19 protein-coding genes are annotated in these 17,983 nt (G+C 64.7%); 12 read left to right on the top strand and 7 right to left on the bottom strand.

Annotated elements, in window-relative coordinates:
* Positions 1-60 precede the first annotated feature (60 nt).
* The gene (gene rlmD, locus HX881_RS15700; protein WP_177085323.1) at positions 61-1,413 is read right to left on the bottom strand and encodes a 23S rRNA (uracil(1939)-C(5))-methyltransferase RlmD; all 1,353 of its coding nucleotides are present in this window, start codon (positions 1,411-1,413) and stop codon (positions 61-63) included.
* Entirely contained in the window at positions 1,413-2,315 is a 903-nt protein-coding gene (cysM, locus tag HX881_RS15705) for a cysteine synthase CysM (protein WP_017127748.1), read from the bottom strand. The genes rlmD and cysM overlap by 1 nt, the downstream gene beginning before the upstream one ends.
* Before the next feature lie 233 nt (positions 2,316-2,548).
* Here cysM and HX881_RS15710 point away from each other — a divergent pair, with 233 nt between their 5' ends.
* From HX881_RS15710 to HX881_RS15725, 4 genes are all read left to right on the top strand, one after another.
* Positions 2,549-5,302 (top strand): response regulator, encoded by a 2,754-nt coding sequence (locus HX881_RS15710; protein WP_017127747.1) that lies wholly within the window; start codon positions 2,549-2,551, stop codon positions 5,300-5,302.
* Positions 5,303-5,371: 69 nt separating this feature from the next.
* Entirely contained in the window at positions 5,372-6,361 is a 990-nt protein-coding gene (locus HX881_RS15715) for a 2-hydroxyacid dehydrogenase (protein WP_177085325.1), read from the top strand.
* Positions 6,362-6,457: 96 nt separating this feature from the next.
* Positions 6,458-6,892 (top strand): hypothetical protein, encoded by a 435-nt coding sequence (locus HX881_RS15720; RefSeq protein WP_017127745.1) that lies wholly within the window; start codon positions 6,458-6,460, stop codon positions 6,890-6,892.
* Positions 6,892-7,296 (top strand): META domain-containing protein, encoded by a 405-nt coding sequence (locus HX881_RS15725; RefSeq protein ID WP_017127744.1) that lies wholly within the window; start codon positions 6,892-6,894, stop codon positions 7,294-7,296. The genes HX881_RS15720 and HX881_RS15725 overlap by 1 nt, the downstream gene beginning before the upstream one ends.
* A 62-nt stretch (positions 7,297-7,358) precedes the next feature.
* On the opposite strand, the gene HX881_RS15730 is transcribed toward HX881_RS15725, so the two are convergent.
* The gene (locus tag HX881_RS15730) at positions 7,359-8,240 is read right to left on the bottom strand and encodes a LysR family transcriptional regulator (RefSeq protein WP_017127743.1); all 882 of its coding nucleotides are present in this window, start codon (positions 8,238-8,240) and stop codon (positions 7,359-7,361) included.
* A gap of 153 nt (positions 8,241-8,393) precedes the next feature.
* Here HX881_RS15730 and lldD point away from each other — a divergent pair, with 153 nt between their 5' ends.
* Both lldD and HX881_RS15740 read left to right on the top strand, forming a co-directional pair.
* Positions 8,394-9,539 carry an FMN-dependent L-lactate dehydrogenase LldD gene (gene lldD, locus HX881_RS15735; protein WP_177085332.1) on the top strand — a complete coding sequence of 382 codons (1,146 nt, stop codon included), beginning with the start codon at positions 8,394-8,396 and terminating at the stop codon, positions 9,537-9,539.
* Between the two features lie 7 nt (positions 9,540-9,546).
* Positions 9,547-10,635, top strand: coding sequence for an FUSC family protein (locus tag HX881_RS15740; protein ID WP_177085335.1), 1,089 nt, complete (start codon positions 9,547-9,549; stop codon positions 10,633-10,635).
* An 8-nt stretch (positions 10,636-10,643) separates the two neighbouring features.
* Here HX881_RS15740 and HX881_RS15745 read toward each other — a convergent pair whose 3' ends face one another.
* Positions 10,644-11,105, bottom strand: a complete 462-nt coding sequence (locus HX881_RS15745; protein ID WP_042936244.1) for a TlpA family protein disulfide reductase — start codon at positions 11,103-11,105, stop codon at positions 10,644-10,646.
* A gap of 115 nt (positions 11,106-11,220) precedes the next feature.
* Here HX881_RS15745 and arsC point away from each other — a divergent pair, with 115 nt between their 5' ends.
* From arsC to HX881_RS15760, 3 genes are read left to right on the top strand one after another with little or no spacing between them, the layout of a single operon-like run.
* Entirely contained in the window at positions 11,221-11,574 is a 354-nt protein-coding gene (gene arsC / locus HX881_RS15750; protein WP_177085352.1) for an arsenate reductase (glutaredoxin), read from the top strand.
* The gene (wrbA, locus tag HX881_RS15755) at positions 11,571-12,176 is read left to right on the top strand and encodes an NAD(P)H:quinone oxidoreductase (protein ID WP_017127738.1); all 606 of its coding nucleotides are present in this window, start codon (positions 11,571-11,573) and stop codon (positions 12,174-12,176) included. The genes arsC and wrbA overlap by 4 nt, the downstream gene beginning before the upstream one ends.
* The gene (locus HX881_RS15760) at positions 12,169-12,594 is read left to right on the top strand and encodes a DUF2069 domain-containing protein (RefSeq protein ID WP_177085354.1); all 426 of its coding nucleotides are present in this window, start codon (positions 12,169-12,171) and stop codon (positions 12,592-12,594) included. Before wrbA ends, HX881_RS15760 begins: the two co-directional genes overlap by 8 nt.
* Before the next feature lie 191 nt (positions 12,595-12,785).
* On the opposite strand, the gene HX881_RS15765 is transcribed toward HX881_RS15760, so the two are convergent.
* Together HX881_RS15765 and HX881_RS15770 are read right to left on the bottom strand one after the other, a co-directional pair.
* Positions 12,786-13,400, bottom strand: coding sequence for an NAD(P)-dependent oxidoreductase (locus tag HX881_RS15765; protein ID WP_177085356.1), 615 nt, complete (start codon positions 13,398-13,400; stop codon positions 12,786-12,788).
* A gap of 48 nt (positions 13,401-13,448) precedes the next feature.
* Positions 13,449-14,345, bottom strand: a complete 897-nt coding sequence (locus HX881_RS15770; protein ID WP_177085358.1) for an MBL fold metallo-hydrolase — start codon at positions 14,343-14,345, stop codon at positions 13,449-13,451.
* Between the two features lie 113 nt (positions 14,346-14,458).
* On the opposite strand from HX881_RS15770, the gene HX881_RS15775 reads away from it, so the two are divergent.
* Together HX881_RS15775 and HX881_RS15780 are read left to right on the top strand one after the other, a co-directional pair.
* Positions 14,459-15,364, top strand: coding sequence for a LysR family transcriptional regulator (locus HX881_RS15775; RefSeq protein ID WP_103032632.1), 906 nt, complete (start codon positions 14,459-14,461; stop codon positions 15,362-15,364).
* 135 nt (positions 15,365-15,499) lie between these two features.
* The gene (locus tag HX881_RS15780; RefSeq protein ID WP_167331649.1) at positions 15,500-15,676 is read left to right on the top strand and encodes a hypothetical protein; all 177 of its coding nucleotides are present in this window, start codon (positions 15,500-15,502) and stop codon (positions 15,674-15,676) included.
* Here HX881_RS15780 and HX881_RS15785 read toward each other — a convergent pair.
* Positions 15,668-16,549 carry a helix-turn-helix domain-containing protein gene (locus HX881_RS15785; RefSeq protein ID WP_177085360.1) on the bottom strand — a complete coding sequence of 294 codons (882 nt, stop codon included), beginning with the start codon at positions 16,547-16,549 and terminating at the stop codon, positions 15,668-15,670. The two genes, HX881_RS15780 and HX881_RS15785, sit on opposite strands and share 9 nt — an antisense overlap.
* Positions 16,550-16,723: 174 nt before the next feature.
* Between HX881_RS15785 and pobA the strand changes: the two genes are divergently transcribed.
* Positions 16,724-17,908 carry a 4-hydroxybenzoate 3-monooxygenase gene (pobA, locus tag HX881_RS15790; protein ID WP_177085362.1) on the top strand — a complete coding sequence of 395 codons (1,185 nt, stop codon included), beginning with the start codon at positions 16,724-16,726 and terminating at the stop codon, positions 17,906-17,908.
* Positions 17,909-17,983: the final 75 nt, after the last annotated feature.

A 17,983-nucleotide genomic window follows, 5' to 3' on the forward strand; every position in this document is an offset into this window, starting at 1 on the left:
CCCGCATTCCGGCAAGGCTGGTCGGAATACGGAGGCGGCCAGTCGGACTAGACGAGCATCCTAGCTCGCTTCAAATAACGCCATGGCCTCGACATGCGCGGTCTGCGGAAACATATCGAGGATCCCGGCACGTTTTAACCGGTAGCCCTGCTTGATCAATTCGACCGTGTCGCGCGCCAGGGTTGCCGGGTTGCACGACACATACACCAGGCGTTCGGCACCCAATGCGGCGAGCTTGCCCACCACCTCGAAAGCACCGTCACGTGGTGGGTCCAAGAGTACCGCAGAAAAGCCTGCTTTGGCCCAGCTGGCATCGCTCAGGGGCTGGGATAAATCGGCCTGAAAAAAAGCCACGTTATGCAGATTGTTGCTAGCGGCATTGGCCGCGGCCCGCTCGACCATGGTCTGCACGCCCTCCACCGCCACCACTTCGCGGACCTGACGGGCCAGCGGCAAGGCAAAGTTGCCCAGCCCGCAGAACAGGTCAAGCACCCGCTCGCCAGCCGTCGGTTGCAGCCAGTCGAGCGCCTGGGCCACCATCGCTTCATTGACCCCGGCATTGACCTGGACAAAATCCCCCGGCCGATACGCCAGTTCCAGGTCCCACGCTTCCAGGCGGTAGCCCAGGGGCTGCGTCGGATCGACCGGCTGCGGACCGTCCTCGCCATGCAGCCAGAGCTGGGCGCCATGCCCTGCGCAAAAATCTTGCAGGACCCGCAGGTCATCGGCCGACAACGGCGACATATGCCGCAACAACACCGCCAGCGCCGAACCGCTGAACAACTCGACATGCCCCAGAGCCTGGGGTTTGCCCAGGCGCCGGAGCATTGCCGGCAAGCCACTCATGATCGGTTGCAAGGCCTGTACCAGCACCGGGCAATCATCGATACCGACGATGTCCTGGCTGGAGGCCGCACGGAAACCCACCTCGAGTTTTTTCGCCTTGGCATCCCAGCGCACCGCCACCCGCGCCCGGCGGCGATAGCCGAACTCCGGACCGGTCAGGGGCGCCGCCCACGCCTCGGGCTCGACACCGGCCACCCGCGACAGCTGCTCGGCGAGCATGCGCTGTTTCAGGGCCAGTTGGTCATCATGGGGCATATGTTGCACGCTGCAGCCACCGCAACGCCCCGCATGGGCGCAAGGGGCCGGGCGCCGCCGCTCGCTGGCGAGCAATACCCGTTCGGTACGAGCCTCGACCACCTTGCCATGGGCCCCCAGAACACGGGCCTCGACCTCTTCACCGGCGAGGGCGCCGGCGACAAACCAGGTACGGCCTTCGATAAACGCGATCCCGCGGCCATCGTTGGCCAGCCGCTCGATCGTCAGGCGTTGCTTCTTGCCCACAGGCACTTGCGGGGCCCGGCTGCCGCCACTCGGTTGGAAGCGCAGGCCTCTCTCATGCTTGGCCATCAGTTGGGCGCGTCGTAGATGCCGGTCGACAGGTAGCGGTCGCCGCGGTCACAGATGATCGCGACCATCACCGCGTTCTCGACTTCCCGGGACAGGCGCAACATCGCCGCCACCGCACCGCCCGAAGACACGCCGCAGAAAATCCCTTCCTCGCGGGCCAGGCGACGCATCACGTCCTCGGCTTCCTCCTGGCCCATGTCGACGATACGGTCGACCCGTTCGGCCTGGAAAATCTTCGGCAGGTATTCGTGGGGCCAGCGGCGGATGCCGGGAATCGACGCGCCTTCCATCGGTTGCAGGCCGACGATCTGCACGTCAGGGCTCTGCTCCTTGAGATAGCGCGACACACCCATGATGGTCCCGGTGGTGCCCATGGAACTGACGAAATGAGTGATGGTGCCCTGGGTCTGCCGCCAGATTTCCGGGCCGGTGCTGGTGTAGTGCGCCTCGGGGTTGTCGCCGTTGGCGAACTGGTCGAGCACCTTGCCACGGCCTTCGGCCTGCATCCGCTCGGCCAGGTCACGGGCCCCTTCCATGCCTTCTTCGCGGCTGACCAGGATCAGCTCGGCGCCATAGGCGGTCATCGCCGCCTTGCGTTCGGCGGTGGAGTTGTCGGGCATGATCAGGATCATCCTGTAGCCCTTGATCGCCGCGGCCATGGCCAGGGCGATCCCGGTATTGCCCGAAGTCGCTTCGATCAGCGTGTCGCCGGCCTGGATCTGCCCGCGCAACTCGGCACGGGTGATCATCGACAGTGCCGGACGGTCCTTCACGGACCCCGCAGGATTGTTCCCTTCAAGCTTGAGCAGCAGGGTGTTGCTGGTCGCTCCGGGCAAGCGTTGCAGGCGAACCAGGGGCGTGTTGCCGATGCAATCGGCGATAGTAGGGTACTGCAAGGTCATGGCGTATTCGCAATCCAGACTGCGGGGGCGACTATCATACCGGCAAACGCCTGCGGCCCATATCACGCAAAGTGCGGATGTTATTCGCTTCGGCTATAAGCTTAACGTGCCGGCCTGTGGCTTGTGGTTTGAGGCTCCCCTACACTGCGCAGGTGGAGCGGGCGCAGGAAGCGCGCGCCAAGAATCGAAGATCGCCGTGTCTGCCGGACGCCGTATCTGATGGAGAGAATTGCGTGCTTAAAAACCTGGGCATCAAAGGCCGCGTCCTGCTGCTCACCCTGTTGCCGACCACACTGATGGCCCTGGTGCTGGGCGGCTATTTCACCTGGCTGCAACAATCGGACCTGCAAACCCAGTTGCTGCAACGCGGGGAAATGATCGCCGAACAACTGGCCCCGCTGGTGGCTCCGGCGCTGGGCCGCAATGACAGCGAGCAACTGGAGCGCGTCGCCACCCAGGCGCTGGAACAGACCGACGTACGCGCCGTATCGTTCCTCGGCGCCAACCGCGAACAGCTGGCCCATGCCGGCCCCAGCATGCTCAACCAGCCGCCCACCGGCAACAGCAGCCATATGCTGCAACGCAGCGGCAATGACGCGACCCGCTACCTGCTGCCGGTCTTCGGCCGCCACCGCAACATGGCCGGCGAACCGCTCCCCGACGAAGCCGACCGGCTGCTCGGCTGGGTCGAGCTGGAGCTGTCCCACAATGGCATGTTGCTGCGCGGCTATCGCAGCCTGTTCGCCAGCCTGCTGCTGATCGCCACGGGCCTGCTCGGCACCGCGCTGCTGGCCGTGCGCATGAGCCGCACCATCAATACGCCGATCAGCAAGATCAAGCTGGCCGTGGCCCAGCTCAAGGACGGCAACCTGGAAACCCGCCTGCCGCCCCTCGGCAGCCAGGAGCTGGACGAACTGGCCTCGGGCATCAACCGCATGGCCGAAACCCTGCAGAACGCCCAGGAAGAATTGCAGCACAGCATCGACCAGGCCACCGAGGACGTCCGGCAGAACCTGGAGACCATCGAGATCCAGAACATCGAGCTGGACCTGGCCCGCAAGGAAGCACTGGAAGCCAGCCGGATCAAGTCCGAATTCCTCGCCAACATGAGCCACGAAATCCGTACGCCGCTCAATGGCATCCTCGGTTTCACCCACCTGTTGCAGAAAAGCGAACTGACCCCGCGCCAGCTGGACTACCTGGGCACCATCGAGAAATCCGCCGACAGCCTGCTGGGGATCATCAACGAGATCCTCGATTTCTCGAAAATCGAAGCCGGCAAGCTGGTCCTCGACAGTATCCCGTTCAACCTGCGCGACCTGTTGCAGGACACCCTGACCATCCTCGCCCCGGCCGCCCACGCCAAGCAGCTGGAACTGGTCAGCCTGGTCTACCGCGATACGCCGCTGTCGTTGATCGGCGATCCACTGCGACTCAAGCAGATCCTTACCAACCTGGTGAGCAACGCGATCAAGTTCACCCGCGAAGGCACCATCGTCGCCCGGGCCATGCTCGAGGAAGAACACGAGGACAGTGTGCAATTGCGCATCAGCGTGCAGGACACCGGCATCGGCCTGTCGAGCCAGGACGTGCGGGCGCTGTTCCAGGCCTTCAGCCAGGCCGACAACTCGCTGTCGCGGCAACCCGGCGGCACCGGCCTGGGCCTGGTGATCTCCAAGCGCCTGATCGAACAGATGGGCGGCGAAATCGGCGTGGACAGCACGCCGGGCGAAGGCTCCGAGTTCTGGATCAGCCTGAGCCTGCCCAAGACCCGCGACGACATCGAAGACCTGCCCGCCGCGCCGCTGCTCGGCCGGCGCGTCGCCGTGCTGGAAAACCACGAACTGGCCCGCCAGGCCCTGCAGCACCAGCTGGAAGATTGCGGGCTGGAAGTGATTCCGTTCAACACCCTGCAGAACCTCGCCAATGGCGTGACCGGCGCGCACCAGACCGAACAGGCCATCGATCTGGCGGTCCTCGGGGTCACCGCCCAGGACATGCCGCCCGAACGCCTGAACCAGCATATCTGGGACCTGGAACATCTGGGCTGCCATGTGATGGTGCTCTGCCCGACCACCGAACAGACGCTGTTCCATCTGTCGGTGCCCAATCCCCACAGCCAGCTCCAGGCCAAGCCGGCCTGCACCCGCAAGTTGCGCCGTGCCCTGTCGGACCTGATCACGCCACGGCCGATGCGCATCGAGCCCATCGAACCCTTGAGCAGCCGCGCGCCCCAGGTGCTGTGCGTGGATGACAACCCGGCCAACCTGCTGCTGGTGCAGACCCTGCTCGAAGACATGGGGGCCGAGGTCGTGGCGGTGGAAAGCGGTTACTCGGCGATCGATGCCGTGCAACAGGCCCGTTTCGACCTGGTGCTGATGGACGTGCAGATGCCCGGCATGGACGGCCGGCAGACCACCGAAGCGATTCGCCAGTGGGAAAACGAACGGCAGAGCACGCCGCTGCCGATCGTCGCCCTCACGGCCCATGCCATGGCCAACGAGAAACGTGCCCTGCTGCAAAGCGGCATGGATGACTACCTGACCAAACCCATCAGCGAACGCCAGTTGGCCCAGGTGGTGCTGAAGTGGACCGGCCTGGCCCTGCGCAACCAGGGCCAGGAGCGCAGTAGCGAAGTCTGGAACAGCGGCAGCGACCTGCTGGTCCTTGATCCGGACGAAGGCCTGCGCCTGGCCGCCGGCAAGGCCGACCTCGCCGCCGATATGCTGGCGATGCTGCTGGCCTCGCTGGATGCCGACCGCGAAGCGATTCGCGCAGCCCGTGAGGCCCATGACAACAACGGGCTGATCGAACGGGTCCATCGCCTCCATGGCGCCACCCGCTACTGTGGCGTACCGCAATTGCGCGCGGCCTGCCAACGCAGCGAGACCCTGCTCAAGCAGGACGATCCCAACGCCCAGAAGGCCCTCGACGAACTGGACATGGCCATCGCCCGTCTCGCCATCGAGGCCCGCGTCAGCGCCTGATCCACGACAACACGCCCTCAGGAGACCGGCGCCAGACTGCCGGTCTGTCTTACAACAAGGAAGTCCGATATGCGTGGAATTCTATTCAGCAGCCAGACCTACGATCGCGACAGCTTCCTGGCCGTCGCCCCGATGGCCGACCTGGAGCTGCACTTCCAGCCCGCCCGCCTGAGCCTGGACACCGCCGCACTGGCCGAACGACATGAAGTGGTCTGCGCCTTTATCAACGATGACCTGAGTGCCCCGGTACTGGAGCAACTGGCTGCCGGCGGCACCCGCCTGATCGCCCTGCGGTCGGCCGGCTACAACCATGTCGACCTGAACGCCGCCAGCCGCCTGGGGCTCAGCGTGGTGCGTGTGCCGGCCTACTCGCCCCACGCCGTGGCCGAACATGCCGTGGCCTTGATCCTCGCGCTCAACCGTCGCCTGCACCGCGCCTACAACCGGACCCGCGAGGGCGACTTCAGCCTGCACGGGCTGACCGGCTTCGACCTGGTGGGGAAAACCGTCGGCGTGGTCGGCACCGGCCAGATCGGCGCGACCTTCGCCCGCATCATGGCCGGGTTCGGCTGCCAACTGCTGGCGTACGACCCCTGCCCCAATCCCGAGGTCGAAGCCCTGGGCGCCCGCTACCTGGAACTGCCGGAGTTGCTCGGCCAGTCGCGGATCATCAGCCTGCATTGCCCGCTGAACAGTCATACCCGGCACCTGATCAACCGCGACACCCTCGCCCACCTGCAACCCGGCGCCATGCTGATCAACACCGGACGCGGCGGCCTGGTGGATACCCCGGCGCTGATCGACGCCCTCAAGGAGGGCCAGCTCGGCTATCTCGGCCTGGATGTCTACGAGGAAGAGGCACAACTGTTCTTCGAGGATCGCTCCGACCTGCCGTTGCAGGACGATGTCCTGGCACGGTTGCTGACCTTTCCCAACGTGATCGTCACCGCCCACCAGGCGTTCCTCACCCACGAGGCACTGGCGGCGATCGCCACCACCACCCTGGACAACATCGCCGCCTGGAAATCCGGCCACGCCCGCAACCTGGTGCAGCCCTGAGCCAACAGAAGCGCCGTGAACCGGATCGAAGGTCGCATCCCGGCGCTATCCGGTTCGCATCTGCGTGCTAGCATACCGGCCATATTTGGAGGACCCATGGTCGAACACGATTTCCGCTACAGCCTGATGAACCCGCAACACACCCTGACCGAATGCCGCGCCCTGGTGCCGGGTCGTTATCAGGTCACCGGCAACGGTGGCTCGATCCGCATCGACGACGTGCTGCTGGTCACCCTCAAGGGCAGCAAGGACCTGTCCATGCGCCTGACCGTCGAAACCGTGCGGCACCTGATCAACCCACCGGGCCAGTGGACCGCCATGGCCCGCGGTCCGGTGTTCGGTGAGCTGGCGATTCACCAGTGGCAGGTCAACTGCGACAGCTGCGCCAAAGAGCTGAACTTCGAATTCGCGGTGGATGCCAAGCTCGGCGTCCCCGCCCAGAAACCCGCAGCCACGGCCCGCATCGCCGAGCTGGGTTGGACCACACAGGGCGAGAAGCACCTCTGCCCGAAATGCCAGGAGGCAACATAATGAAACAAGCAGTGATTCTGGGGATGCTGGCGACCAGCCTGTTGGGCTGTGCCGGCGACCGTGTGCAGTTGCAGCAGGATCACAGCTACGTGCTGGAGTGGATCGGCGAACGTCCGCTGATCGACAACAGCCATCTGACCATCACCCTCGGCGATGACGGTCGGGCCTACGGCACCGGCGGCTGCAACCACTGGTTCGCGCCCTACACCCTGGACGGCGACACCCTGAGCTTCGGCAAGGTCGGCAGCACCCGCAAGCTCTGTGCCCCAGCGTTGATGGAGCAGGAAAAACGCTTCCTGCAGGCCCTGGAAACTGTCCAGCGCTGGGATATTTCCCCGGTGGAACAGGTGCGTTTCTGGCCGGCGCAAGGCCAACCCCTGCGCCTGTGGTCGGAAGAAGGCTGAAGCGCTTTCAACCGCACAGCCGAGGCGCCGTGGCCTGAAACGCACGGCGCCCGCATGGCCTTTCACTCCTCCTTCATTTCCTCCGCCAGCTCCAGCCAGGCGCGTGCCGCTGGCGGCAGGTGCGCACTACGGCGCCAGGCCAGGGCGATATGCCAATCGGTCTGCGGCTCATCCAGCGCAATCTGCGCGATCCCTTCATGCCGATGCTTCTGCGCCAGCATGCGCGGCAGGAACGCCACGCCCAACCCTGCCGCCACCAGATCGACGATAAAGTCGACCTGGGCACTGCGGGCGGTGATCCGCGGCACCACGCCGCGACGCTCACAGGCGGTGAGAATGATCCGGTTGAGGGCGAATCCGGCCTCGAACAGAATGAACGGCGATGGCGCCAGCTGGGCGAAGTCCACCGTCTTGTTCCCGGCCAGCGGATGGCTGCGAGGCATCAGGACCATCAGCGGCTCCGAGCGCACCTCCTGATATTCGAATTCCTCATCGATGGGCACCAGCAACGCCGCCAGATCGACCTCCCCCGCCTGCAGGCATTCGTTCAACTTCTTGCTGCCATGCTCGACCAGCTCGATGTCGATAGCCGGGTAACGGCTGCGATAGGCGGCAAACATCGCGGCGAACAGGGCACCGCTGCCCACCGGCGGCAAGCCGATGCGCAACACCCCACGCTTGAGCCCGCGCAACTCGTCGAGCTCGGCGATCAGGTCGTTGCGCTCGGCCAACAGCACCAGCGCCCGGCGATAGGCGATCTCCCCGGCGGCGGTCAGCTCGCTGCGATGGCCGATACGATTGAGCAACGGCGTACCCAGCTCATCCTCCAGGGTCTTGACCGCCTTGCTGACGGTCGACTGGGTCAACGACACCACTTCCGCTGCCTGGGAAAACCCGCCCTGACGTACCACTTCGACAAATGCGCGCAATGTCCGCAGGTTCATGACTATTCCCTTTGCGACTTAATTCAAGTTGAAAAAGTTGTTTTTATCATACACGGGTTTTCCCTACTCTGACCCCGTCGGCCACCCCGCGGCGATATCCCCCCGGATCAGCGCTCGGGCACGCCAGCCCCGTCACTCAGAGGAATTGCTCCCATGATCATTTCATCGGCCACCGACTACCGCGAAGCCGCACGCCGCAAGTTGCCCCGTTTTCTGTTCGACTACATCGACGGCGGTGCCTACGCCGAACATACCCTCAGGAAAAACGGTTCGGACCTGGCGGACGTCAGCCTGCGCCAGCGGATCCTGAAAAACGTCGACAGCCTCAGCCTGAAGACCAGCCTGTTCGACCAGCCGATGGCGATGCCCATCACCCTGAGCCCGGTGGGGCTGACCGGCATGTATGCCCGTCGTGGCGAAGTCCAGGCGGCCAAGGCGGCCGCCAGCAAGGGCATCCCCTACTGCCTGTCGACGGTCTCCGTGTGCTCTATCGAGGAAGTCGCTTCGCAAAGCCCGCAGGCCATCTGGTTCCAGCTCTATGTGCTCAAGGACCGTGGTTTCATGCGCAACGCCCTGGAACGGGCGCAGGCCGCCGGCGTCAAGACCCTGGTATTCACCGTGGACATGCCGACCCCCGGGGCACGTTATCGTGATGCGCATTCGGGCATGTCCGGCCCCTATGCCGCGACCCGCCGGATCCTCCAGGCGACGATGAAACCGGACTGGGCACTCAATGTCGGCGTCCTCGGACGCCCTCACGACCTGGGCAATATCTCCCGCTACCTGGGCAAGGCCACCACCCTGGAAGACTACGTCGGCTGGCTGGGCAACAACTTCGATCCGTCCATCAGCTGGAAGGACCTGGAATGGATCCGCGAATTCTGGAAGGGCCCGATGATCATCAAGGGCATCCTCGACCCGCAGGACGCCAAGGATGCCGTCAGCTTCGGCGCCGACGGGATAGTGGTCTCCAACCATGGCGGCCGGCAGCTCGACGGCGTGCTCTCCACCGCCCGGGCCCTGCCACCGATTGCCCAGGCCGTGGGCAGCGACCTGAGCGTGCTGGTCGACTCGGGCATCCGCTCGGGGCTGGATGTGGTGCGGATGCTGGCCCTGGGGGCGAAAAGCGTGCTGCTCGGACGCTCGACGGTGTACGCCCTGGCGGCGGAAGGGCAACACGGCGTGGAAAACATGCTGGATATCTTCGCCCAGGAAATGCGCGTGGCCATGACCCTGACCGGCGTGACGTCGATAGACCAGATCAACGAATCCATCCTCGCCCGCGCTCCAGCCTGTTGAGTCCATCATGCCACAGCCCATGACCTCGAAAGTGGCGGCGATCCTGCGTCGGTTGGCAGACGCAGGATCGCCCCATCGGATCCCTCTGGCCGACCTCGCCCGCGGCGGGGTCGTATGCGCGGCCCCGGCGATCCTCGCCGCGTACTGTCACAATCCACTGCTCGGCTGGTCGGCCATCGCCGCGTTCTGGACCCACATCAGCCTGCCCGGCGGGCCCCTGGGCAAGCGCTGCCGGTTCGCCCTGGTATTTGGCCTGGCGGGCGCGTTCGCTTCGGGTCTGGGTGTCTGGAGCACCGCCTGCGCGCCACTGATGATCGTCCTGGCGGCGCTGATCGGTTTCTGTGGCGCCTTCGCCAGCGTGGCGGGCAAGCGCATCGGCTTCCCGGCGTTGCTGGTTGCCACGGCCTTCGCGGTATCGACGGCCTTTGCCGGAAACAACCTCGAGCATGCCCTCGGCTATGCCCGTTACTTTCTCTCCGGCAGCCTCTGGGCAAGCGCTATCACCCTGCTGTCGTGGCGTCCCCGTGAGCAGGCGCTGGTCCCGGGCGAGCTGCCCGCAGTTCTTTCCAGCACGCTGCGACAACACTTCAACCCGGGCTCACAGGGTTTTCTGCACGGCGTGTGTGTGGCCCTGGCCACGGCGATTGCAGTGGCCACCGTGCACTACTGTGAACTGGATCACGGCTACTGGATGATCCTGACGGTGCTGCTGATCAGCCAGCCCGGTTTTGCCGCCACCTTGAAAGTGTCTGTCGAACGGGTGGCGGGCACCTTGCTCGGCGCGTTGATCGCCATGCTGCTGGGCCATTTCGTCCACGCGCCGTTGCTGATGGCGTGGCTGATCCTGCCCATCTCGATCGGAACGCTGGCCTGCCGCAACATCAGCTACCTGGCCTATATGCTGTTTCTGACACCGCACTTCATCCTGGTTGCCCAGTTGGGCCGACCCGACGAAGGCGAAATCGGCCTCACCTACCTGCGCGTGTTCAACAGCCTCGCCGCCGCGCTACTGGTGATCATGATCGCCCTGGTCGCCCGACCGCTCTGGAGAAAGCCACAGTCGAGCGGAGCCGTCGGCAGGCTCGGGGACTCGTAGTCAGCCCTTCAGCCCTTGAGCGCCTTCAGCCGCTCCAGCACACCGGCCGCGGTCTGCTCGCCCATCAGTTGCTCGCGGACCTTGCCCTTGTCGTCGATGATGTAGGTCACCGGCAAGGCCTCGCTGCGTGGCAGGTCGAAGAAATCCGCCGGATCCTGTGCAAGTACGGTGAACCTGATCCCCAGCGCCTCGCTGGCCTTGACCAGGTCATCGCCCTGCAAGCCATCGAAATTCACCCCGAACACCCCCACCGACTGGCCCTTGAGCTGTTCGGACAAGGCATTCAACTCGGGAATTTCAGTGCGGCACGGACCGCACCATTCAGCCCAGTAGTTGACCACTTTCCACTGTTTGTCCAGCCGCTCGGACGCGACCTTCTGGCCGTGCTGGTCAACCCCGTAATCGTTGCCGCAGCCGCTCAGCAGCAGCGCGCCCATCATCGCCAATGCGGCGGCCAATCGCCTCGCCATGTGCACCATCCCCCGTCAATTGAGTCATCGACTGCGACCATTTACCTCGTACGGTTCAGGAGCGCTCGCCAGGCAGGTAGAATACCCGCCACCTTACGCAAGATGCGACCCGCACATGACCGATCTGACGCTTTATCACAACCCGCGCTGCTCGAAATCCCGCGGTGCGCTGGAACTGCTCGAAGCCCGTGGCCTGGCCCCGACCGTGGTGCGCTACCTGGAAACCCCGCTCGACGCTACCCAATTGCGCGCCTTGCTCGACAAGCTCGGCCTCAGCGCCCGGCAACTGCTGCGCAGCGGCGAAGACGAATACAAGAGCCTGAACCTGGCCGACGACCAGCTCGGTGAAGCACAACTGATCGCCGCCATCGCCGCCCACCCGAAACTCATGGAGCGACCGATCCTGGTGGCCGGGGACAAGGCCATCATCGGCCGTCCGCCGGAAAAAGTGCTGGAGATCCTGCCGTGAGCGAACCGTACGTACTGGTGCTGTTCTACAGCCGCAACGGTTCCACCCGCGAAATGGCCCGCCAGATTGCCCGGGGTGTCGAGCAGGCCGGCATGGAGGCGCGCCTGCGCACCGTGCCGGCGATCTCCAGCGAATGCGAGGCCGTGGCCCCGGCCATTCCCGACGAAGGCGCGCTGTATGCCAGCCTCGACGACCTGAAGCACTGTTCGGCCCTGGCCCTCGGCAGCCCGACCCGCTTCGGCAACATGGCCGCGCCGTTGAAGTACTTTATCGACGGCACCAGCAACCTCTGGCTGACCGGCGCCCTGGTGGGCAAGCCGGGTGCGGTCTTCACCTCGACCTCCAGCCTGCACGGCGGTCAGGAAAGCACCCTGCTGTCGATGCTGCTGCCCTTGCTGCACCACGGCATGCTGGTCACCGGCCTGCCCTACAGCGAATCGGCCCTGCTCGACACCCGCGGTGGCGGCACGCCCTACGGCGCCAGCCATCACACCGGCAGCGACGGCAAGCGCGCCCTGGACGAACACGAGATCGCCCTGTGCCGCGCCCTCGGCCTGCGCCTGGCGAACACCGCGCTGAAACTGGAGAACGGCCGTGGCTAGGAAGCCCAAGGTTCTACCCAGCCAGGACTGGCTGGAGCCACGGGTAAGTCTCGGCCGGGTGCTGGCCCTGGTGTGCTTTCTCGGGCTGATCGGCCTGCTTTGCGTGTATTACCTGATGTTTGCCGACCTGCACGGCGCCCGACCGTGGGTGATCCTGCTGGTCGAACTGGTGCCCTTGTTGCCGCTGCTGCCGGGGATGTTGCTGGGCAGCGCGCGGGGCCATTCGTTCACCTGCTATGTGGTGAACCTGTATTTCCTCAAGGGCGCGCTGGCGGCCTTCGACCCCAACCGGCAACTGTTCGGGGTACTGGAAATGGGCGCGAGCCTGGCGGTGTTCTGCAGCGCCATGCTGTATGTGCGCTGGCGTCATCAACTGGACCGGCGACTGGCGGGAGAAGGCCAGGCCCAACCGGCCTGACCCCACCTGCAGGTTGTGACTGGCAGCCCCCGTGGGAGCCGGCTTGTCGGCGATGGCATTGACGCGGGGTGTCTGCTGGAACGCGGTGCCTGCATCGCCAGCAAGCCGGCTCCTACAAGGTCTGCGGGTACGACCGACAGCCCCATTGTGAAGACCGGCTTGCCAGCGAAAAGGCCCTGGTCCTGCGACGATCAGTAGCCGACCGCGAACCGCTGGCGCGAGTGAGCAGGCTGTTCGACCTCATCCAGCAGGGCAATCGCATAGTCGGCGAAGGTGATCCAGCTGCGGCCTTCGGCGCTCACCAGCAGGTCATCCTTGCCCAGGCGGAATTTGCCGGTGCGCTCGCCTTCGACGAACTCCGCCGAAGGCGACAGGAAGCTCCAGTCCAGCTCCTTTTCCTGACGCAGGCTTTCGAGGAAGGCCGCCCCGGCACTGGCCTCGGCCTTGTATTCCGCCGGGAAACCCCGACTGTCGATCACCCGCCCGCCACCGGGCAGCAACAACGAGCCGGCCCCACCGACCACCAGCAGGCGCTTGACTCCGGCCTTCTTCACCGGACCGATCACCGCTGCGGCCGGCAGGGTGGCGAAATGCGCGGCGCTGATCACCACATCGTGACCGGCCACGGCTGCTTCCAGCGCAGCCGCATCGAGGGCATCGACCGCCTTGCTGACGACACCGGGGCGTGCCTCGATCTTCGCCGGATTGCGGGCGATGGCGGTGACGCTGTGGCCGCGACGCAGGGCTTCTTCCAGCAACTGGCTACCGGCACGACCGGTGGCACCAATGATTGCAATCTTGCTCATGACGCTCTCCAAGTGGATTGTTGACGATCAATCAGGCGGTGAACGGACTCACCATTTCATTTCGCCCTTGGCGACCTTGGCGCTGAGTTCCAGGGAGGACTCCTCGCCCAGGTCCGGGTAACGCTGTTTCATGGCGGCGATCAGCTGTGCGGAATCCCTGGCCTTGGCGGTCTCTTCGTCGAAGGCCTTGATGTAGTCCGCCGTGAACTGCGCCGCCGCCACGGAATGCGCGGCATCGCCGAGGTAATGGCCCGGCACCAGGATCTGCGGTTGCAGTGCCTGGATACGTTGCAGCGTAGCCAGCCAATCCTTGTGGGACTGGGCGGACTGGGTGTCGGCCATCCACACATGGATATTGCCTGCGACCACCACGCCGCCCACCACCGCCTTGAGCGACGGGATCCAGACAAAGCTGCGATCCGGCTGCGCGCCATCCAGGCCGATAATGTCCAGCTCGCGTCCCTCAAGGATCAGTCGATGGCCCTTGAGCACCTGCGGCACGACGGTCCGGGCGGGAACATCGGCACCCATTTTCGGGCCCCAGAACGCCAGCTTGCCCTCGACGGTGGCCCTGATATGCGCCACGGTCGGTGCCGAGGCCAGTACCTTGGCCTTGGGGAACGCGCGGGTGAGGGTGTCCAGGCCGAAGTAGTAGTCCGGGTCACCGTGACTGATATAGATGGTGGTCAGTTGCTTGCCGCTGGCCCGGATCTTTTCCACCACCTGCTCGGCCTGGGACTTGCCGAACTGGGCATCCACCAGGATCGCCTCCTTCTCGCCACTGACCAGCACCGAAGTCACCGGAAAAATCGCCGCCGTTCCCGGGTTGTAGACGTCCAGGGTCAGGGCCGGCTGGGCCGCCGCCTGGCCGGCAAAACCGAGGGCCGCAACGCCAAGGGTCGCGCCAGCGAGCAAGAGGCGACGAAATGAAGAGAGTCCGATCATGTACAGCTCCAGGGTCTGTTTGCCGTGATTGGCAGTGAACAGAGCTTAGTTGCCCGATCCGATACAAAAAATGCGATGCTGGGACATAGTTTGTTTCTGAAATCGGGCAAATCATGGATCGTCTTACAGCAATGCGGGTGTTCGTGACGGTGGTGGACCTGGGCAGCCAATCGGCGGCGGCCGACCACCTGGAGCTGTCGCGACCGGTGGTGTCGCGTTATCTGGCGGAACTGGAAGACTGGGTCGGCGCGCGCCTGATGCACCGCACCACGCGCAAGCTGAGCCTGACCGCGGCGGGCAGCGAAACCCTGCCGCGTTGCCGGCAGTTGCTGGAGTTGTCCGGCGACCTGCAGGCCGCCGTCAGCACCCCGGACGAAGCACCGCGAGGCCTGCTGCGGATCAGCGTCAGCACCTCCTTCGGCCAGGCCCAGTTGGCCGATGCCATGGCGGAGTACGTCCGGCGCTTCCCCGGCGTCAGCATCGACCTGCAGATGCTCGACCGCACCGTGAACCTGGTGGACGAACGCATCGACCTGGCGATCCGCACCAGCAACGACCTCGACCCGAACCTGATCGCCCGGCGGCTGACGGTCTGTCGCTCGGTGATCTGCGCGTCACCGGCCTACCTGCGCGAACACCCGGCGCCGCGGCGGGTCGAGGAACTGAGCCAGCACAACTGCCTGACGCACTCCTACTTCGGCAAGAGCCTCTGGCATTTCGAGCAGGATGGCGAACAGGTTTCGGTGCCGGTCCAGGGCAATATCAGTGCGAACGAAGCCAGCACCCTGCTGCGCGCGGTCATGGCCGGGGCCGGTATCTCGATGCTGCCCACCTACCAGGCCGGGGTGCATATCCACCGCGGCGAACTGGTGCGCCTGCTGCCCCACGCCGAACCTCGGCTGATGAACATCTATGCGGTCTACGCCTCGCGCAAGCACATGCCGGCGACCTTGCGCAGCATGCTGGACTTCCTGGTGCAGCGTTTTCCCGAGACGCCGGCCTGGGACAGGGGCCTCTGACTTCATGGATCGCTACGGGGCGCGGCGCGTCCACGCTGGTGGCGCTCGAAAAGCTGGCAAGTCGGCGCAACTGACCTAATCTTCAACTCAGTACCTTCTAGCGAACCCGGTTCGACTGAGTCAGAGGTCAGCACCATGAATATCCTCAAAACAAGAAAATGTGCCGCCGTTCTTGCTGTCTGCGCCGTTGTCGCGCTGTATGCCACCGCCGCCTGGCGGGTCGAGCAGCTCAGGCAGACACCGCGCAACCTCTCCACCTGCAACCTTGAGCATTGCGTGCCGCACACGGCCAGCCTGAGCGCGCTACGTTAGGCCGGTATCGGCGCGAAAGGCACTCGGCGAAAGTCCGGTCAGGCGCCGGAAGAACCGCGAAAAATAGGCCGGGTCCGCAAATCCCAGGTCGTCCGCGACCTGGTTGATGGTCATGCGCGTGTAGATCAGGTTGCGCTTGGCCTCCAGCAACAGGCGCTGGTGAATCATCTGCAGCGCCGACTGCCCCGCCCATTCCCGGCAGATACTGTTCAGGTGGGCGACGGAGATGCCGACCTTGTGGGCCAACTGCTCGACACTCGGCTGCTGGCGAAAATGCGCCTCCACCAAGCCGTTGAAACGACTCAGGTACTCCCGGCCGCGCTCGGGTAGCTGTCCGGCTGCCTGACGGCGGATCACCTGGCGGCTGACCCATACCAGCAATACGCTGACCAGCGAACGCAGGAGCATGTCCCGCGCCGGCTGGTTCGCCGCGTACTCACTCTGCAAGGCGCTGAACAAGCGGTTGAGATAGACGCGGTCCCTGCCCGCCGGATAACTCGCGGCAAGCGCCAGGGCATCCGGCGAACTGCCCAGTTGCTGCTGAAGCTGCGCCACCAGCGGCGCGGCCAGGGTCAGCACGTAGCCATCGATGTTCTCGGAAAAATGAAAGCCGTGCACACACAGGGGCGGCACCACCTGGATCGCCGACTCGCGCAAGGTGGTGCGCTGCCCTTCGATATCGACCTGGGCCTGGCCCTTGTTGAGGAACAGCAACTGGCACAGGTCGGCGTGCCGGTGCGGCTGGATCTCCCAGTGATGCAGGCGGCTGCGCTTGGGAATGGTCTCGCAGTGCAGCAGGTCGGGGGTGATCCAGTCCTGGTTTTCACCATAGAGCTTGAAGACCGGAATCGACGCGGTGGCGGGCTTGTTCATCGACGTGGCGGACCTGGGCGATAATCGCCCGTATTGTTGGAAAGTACCGGCAAAGGCGCAGTTTTCACCTTCTAAAGCCACTACTGCAAGCGAAAAATGCAGGCACTCGATACCAGAGTCCTTATAAGAACCGACTCACCGGCACGCCGCGTGAAGCTTGCAGAGAGAACAACAATGAAAACTCAAGTCGCTATTATCGGTGCCGGCCCCTCCGGCCTGCTGCTCGGCCAACTGCTGCACAATGCCGGGATCGACACGGTGATCATCGAACGCCAGGCACCGGACTACGTGCTCGGGCGGATCCGCGCCGGCGTCCTGGAACAGGGCATGGTCGAGTTGTTGCGCCAGGCCGGGGTCAGCGCGCGCATGGATGCCGAAGGACTGGTGCATGACGGCTTCGAACTCGCCTTCAACGACCGGCGGGTGCATATCGACCTGAAGACCCTGACCGGCGGCAAGAGCGTGATGATCTACGGCCAGACCGAGGTCACCCGCGACCTGATGGCCGCCCGCGAGGCCGCCGGGGCGCCGACGATCTACAGCGCCGGCAACGTCCAGCCCCACGGCATGAAAACCGACGCGCCCTGGCTGACCTTCGAGAAGGACGGCCAGACCCACCGCCTGGACTGCGACTACATCGCCGGCTGCGACGGTTTCCACGGGGTCGCCCGGCAGTCGATTCCGGCCGACGCGCTGCAGACCTTCGAACGGGTCTACCCCTTCGGCTGGCTGGGCATTCTTGCCGACACGCCGCCGGTCAGCGAAGAACTGGTGTATGCCAGCCACGAACGCGGTTTTGCCCTGTGCAGCATGCGCTCGCCCACGCGCACCCGTTACTACGTGCAGGTGCCGGCGCAGGAAAAGGTCGAGGACTGGTCCGACGCGCGCTTCTGGCAAGAACTCAAGGCGCGCCTGCCGGCCAGCCTGGCCGAGCGCCTGATCACCGGACCGTCCATCGAGAAGAGCATCGCGCCGCTGCGCAGCTTCGTGGTCGAACCGATGCAGTACGGGCGGATGTTCCTGGTCGGCGACGCCGCCCATATCGTCCCGCCCACCGGCGCCAAGGGCCTGAACCTGGCGGCCAGCGATGTCAGCACCCTGTTCGACATCCTGCTCAAGGTCTACCGCGAGGGCCGTCACGAACTGCTGGAGCAATACTCGTCGATCTGCCTGCGCCGGGTCTGGAAAGCCGAGCGCTTTTCCTGGTGGATGACCTCGATCCTCCATCGCTTTCCCGACAGCGATGCCTTCAGCCAACGCCTGCAACAGACCGAACTGGACTACTTCGTCGGCTCCGAAGCCGGGCGCAAGACCATCGCGGAAAATTACGTCGGCCTCCCTTATGAGACTATCCAATAGCAAGCTATCTAGTACACTGGCAGGCACTCCCGTGCTTGTCCCGATAACCGTCGGTCCGCAACTGATGCCTATCTG

The organism is Pseudomonas gingeri, from assembly GCF_013386115.1.
Lineage (GTDB): Bacteria > Pseudomonadota > Gammaproteobacteria > Pseudomonadales > Pseudomonadaceae > Aquipseudomonas > Aquipseudomonas gingeri.

Bases quoted from the DNA above. Each gene is read 5' to 3' on its own strand.
- rlmD (WP_177085323.1), bottom strand. From the start codon at position 1,413: ATGGCCAAGCATGAGAGAGGCCTGCGCTTCCAACCGAGTGGCGGCAGC.
- cysM (WP_017127748.1), bottom strand. From the start codon at position 2,315: ATGACCTTGCAGTACCCTACTATCGCCGATTGCATCGGCAACACGCCC.
- HX881_RS15715 (WP_177085325.1), top strand. From the start codon at position 5,372: ATGCGTGGAATTCTATTCAGCAGCCAGACCTACGATCGCGACAGCTTC.
- HX881_RS15720 (WP_017127745.1), top strand. From the start codon at position 6,458: ATGGTCGAACACGATTTCCGCTACAGCCTGATGAACCCGCAACACACC.
- HX881_RS15725 (WP_017127744.1), top strand. From the start codon at position 6,892: ATGAAACAAGCAGTGATTCTGGGGATGCTGGCGACCAGCCTGTTGGGC.
- HX881_RS15730 (WP_017127743.1), bottom strand. From the start codon at position 8,240: ATGAACCTGCGGACATTGCGCGCATTTGTCGAAGTGGTACGTCAGGGC.
- lldD (WP_177085332.1), top strand. From the start codon at position 8,394: ATGATCATTTCATCGGCCACCGACTACCGCGAAGCCGCACGCCGCAAG.
- HX881_RS15740 (WP_177085335.1), top strand. From the start codon at position 9,547: ATGCCACAGCCCATGACCTCGAAAGTGGCGGCGATCCTGCGTCGGTTG.
- HX881_RS15745 (WP_042936244.1), bottom strand. From the start codon at position 11,105: ATGGCGAGGCGATTGGCCGCCGCATTGGCGATGATGGGCGCGCTGCTG.
- arsC (WP_177085352.1), top strand. From the start codon at position 11,221: ATGACCGATCTGACGCTTTATCACAACCCGCGCTGCTCGAAATCCCGC.
- HX881_RS15765 (WP_177085356.1), bottom strand. From the start codon at position 13,400: ATGAGCAAGATTGCAATCATTGGTGCCACCGGTCGTGCCGGTAGCCAG.
- HX881_RS15770 (WP_177085358.1), bottom strand. From the start codon at position 14,345: ATGATCGGACTCTCTTCATTTCGTCGCCTCTTGCTCGCTGGCGCGACC.
- HX881_RS15775 (WP_103032632.1), top strand. From the start codon at position 14,459: ATGGATCGTCTTACAGCAATGCGGGTGTTCGTGACGGTGGTGGACCTG.
- HX881_RS15780 (WP_167331649.1), top strand. From the start codon at position 15,500: ATGAATATCCTCAAAACAAGAAAATGTGCCGCCGTTCTTGCTGTCTGC.
- HX881_RS15785 (WP_177085360.1), bottom strand. From the start codon at position 16,549: ATGAACAAGCCCGCCACCGCGTCGATTCCGGTCTTCAAGCTCTATGGT.
- pobA (WP_177085362.1), top strand. From the start codon at position 16,724: ATGAAAACTCAAGTCGCTATTATCGGTGCCGGCCCCTCCGGCCTGCTG.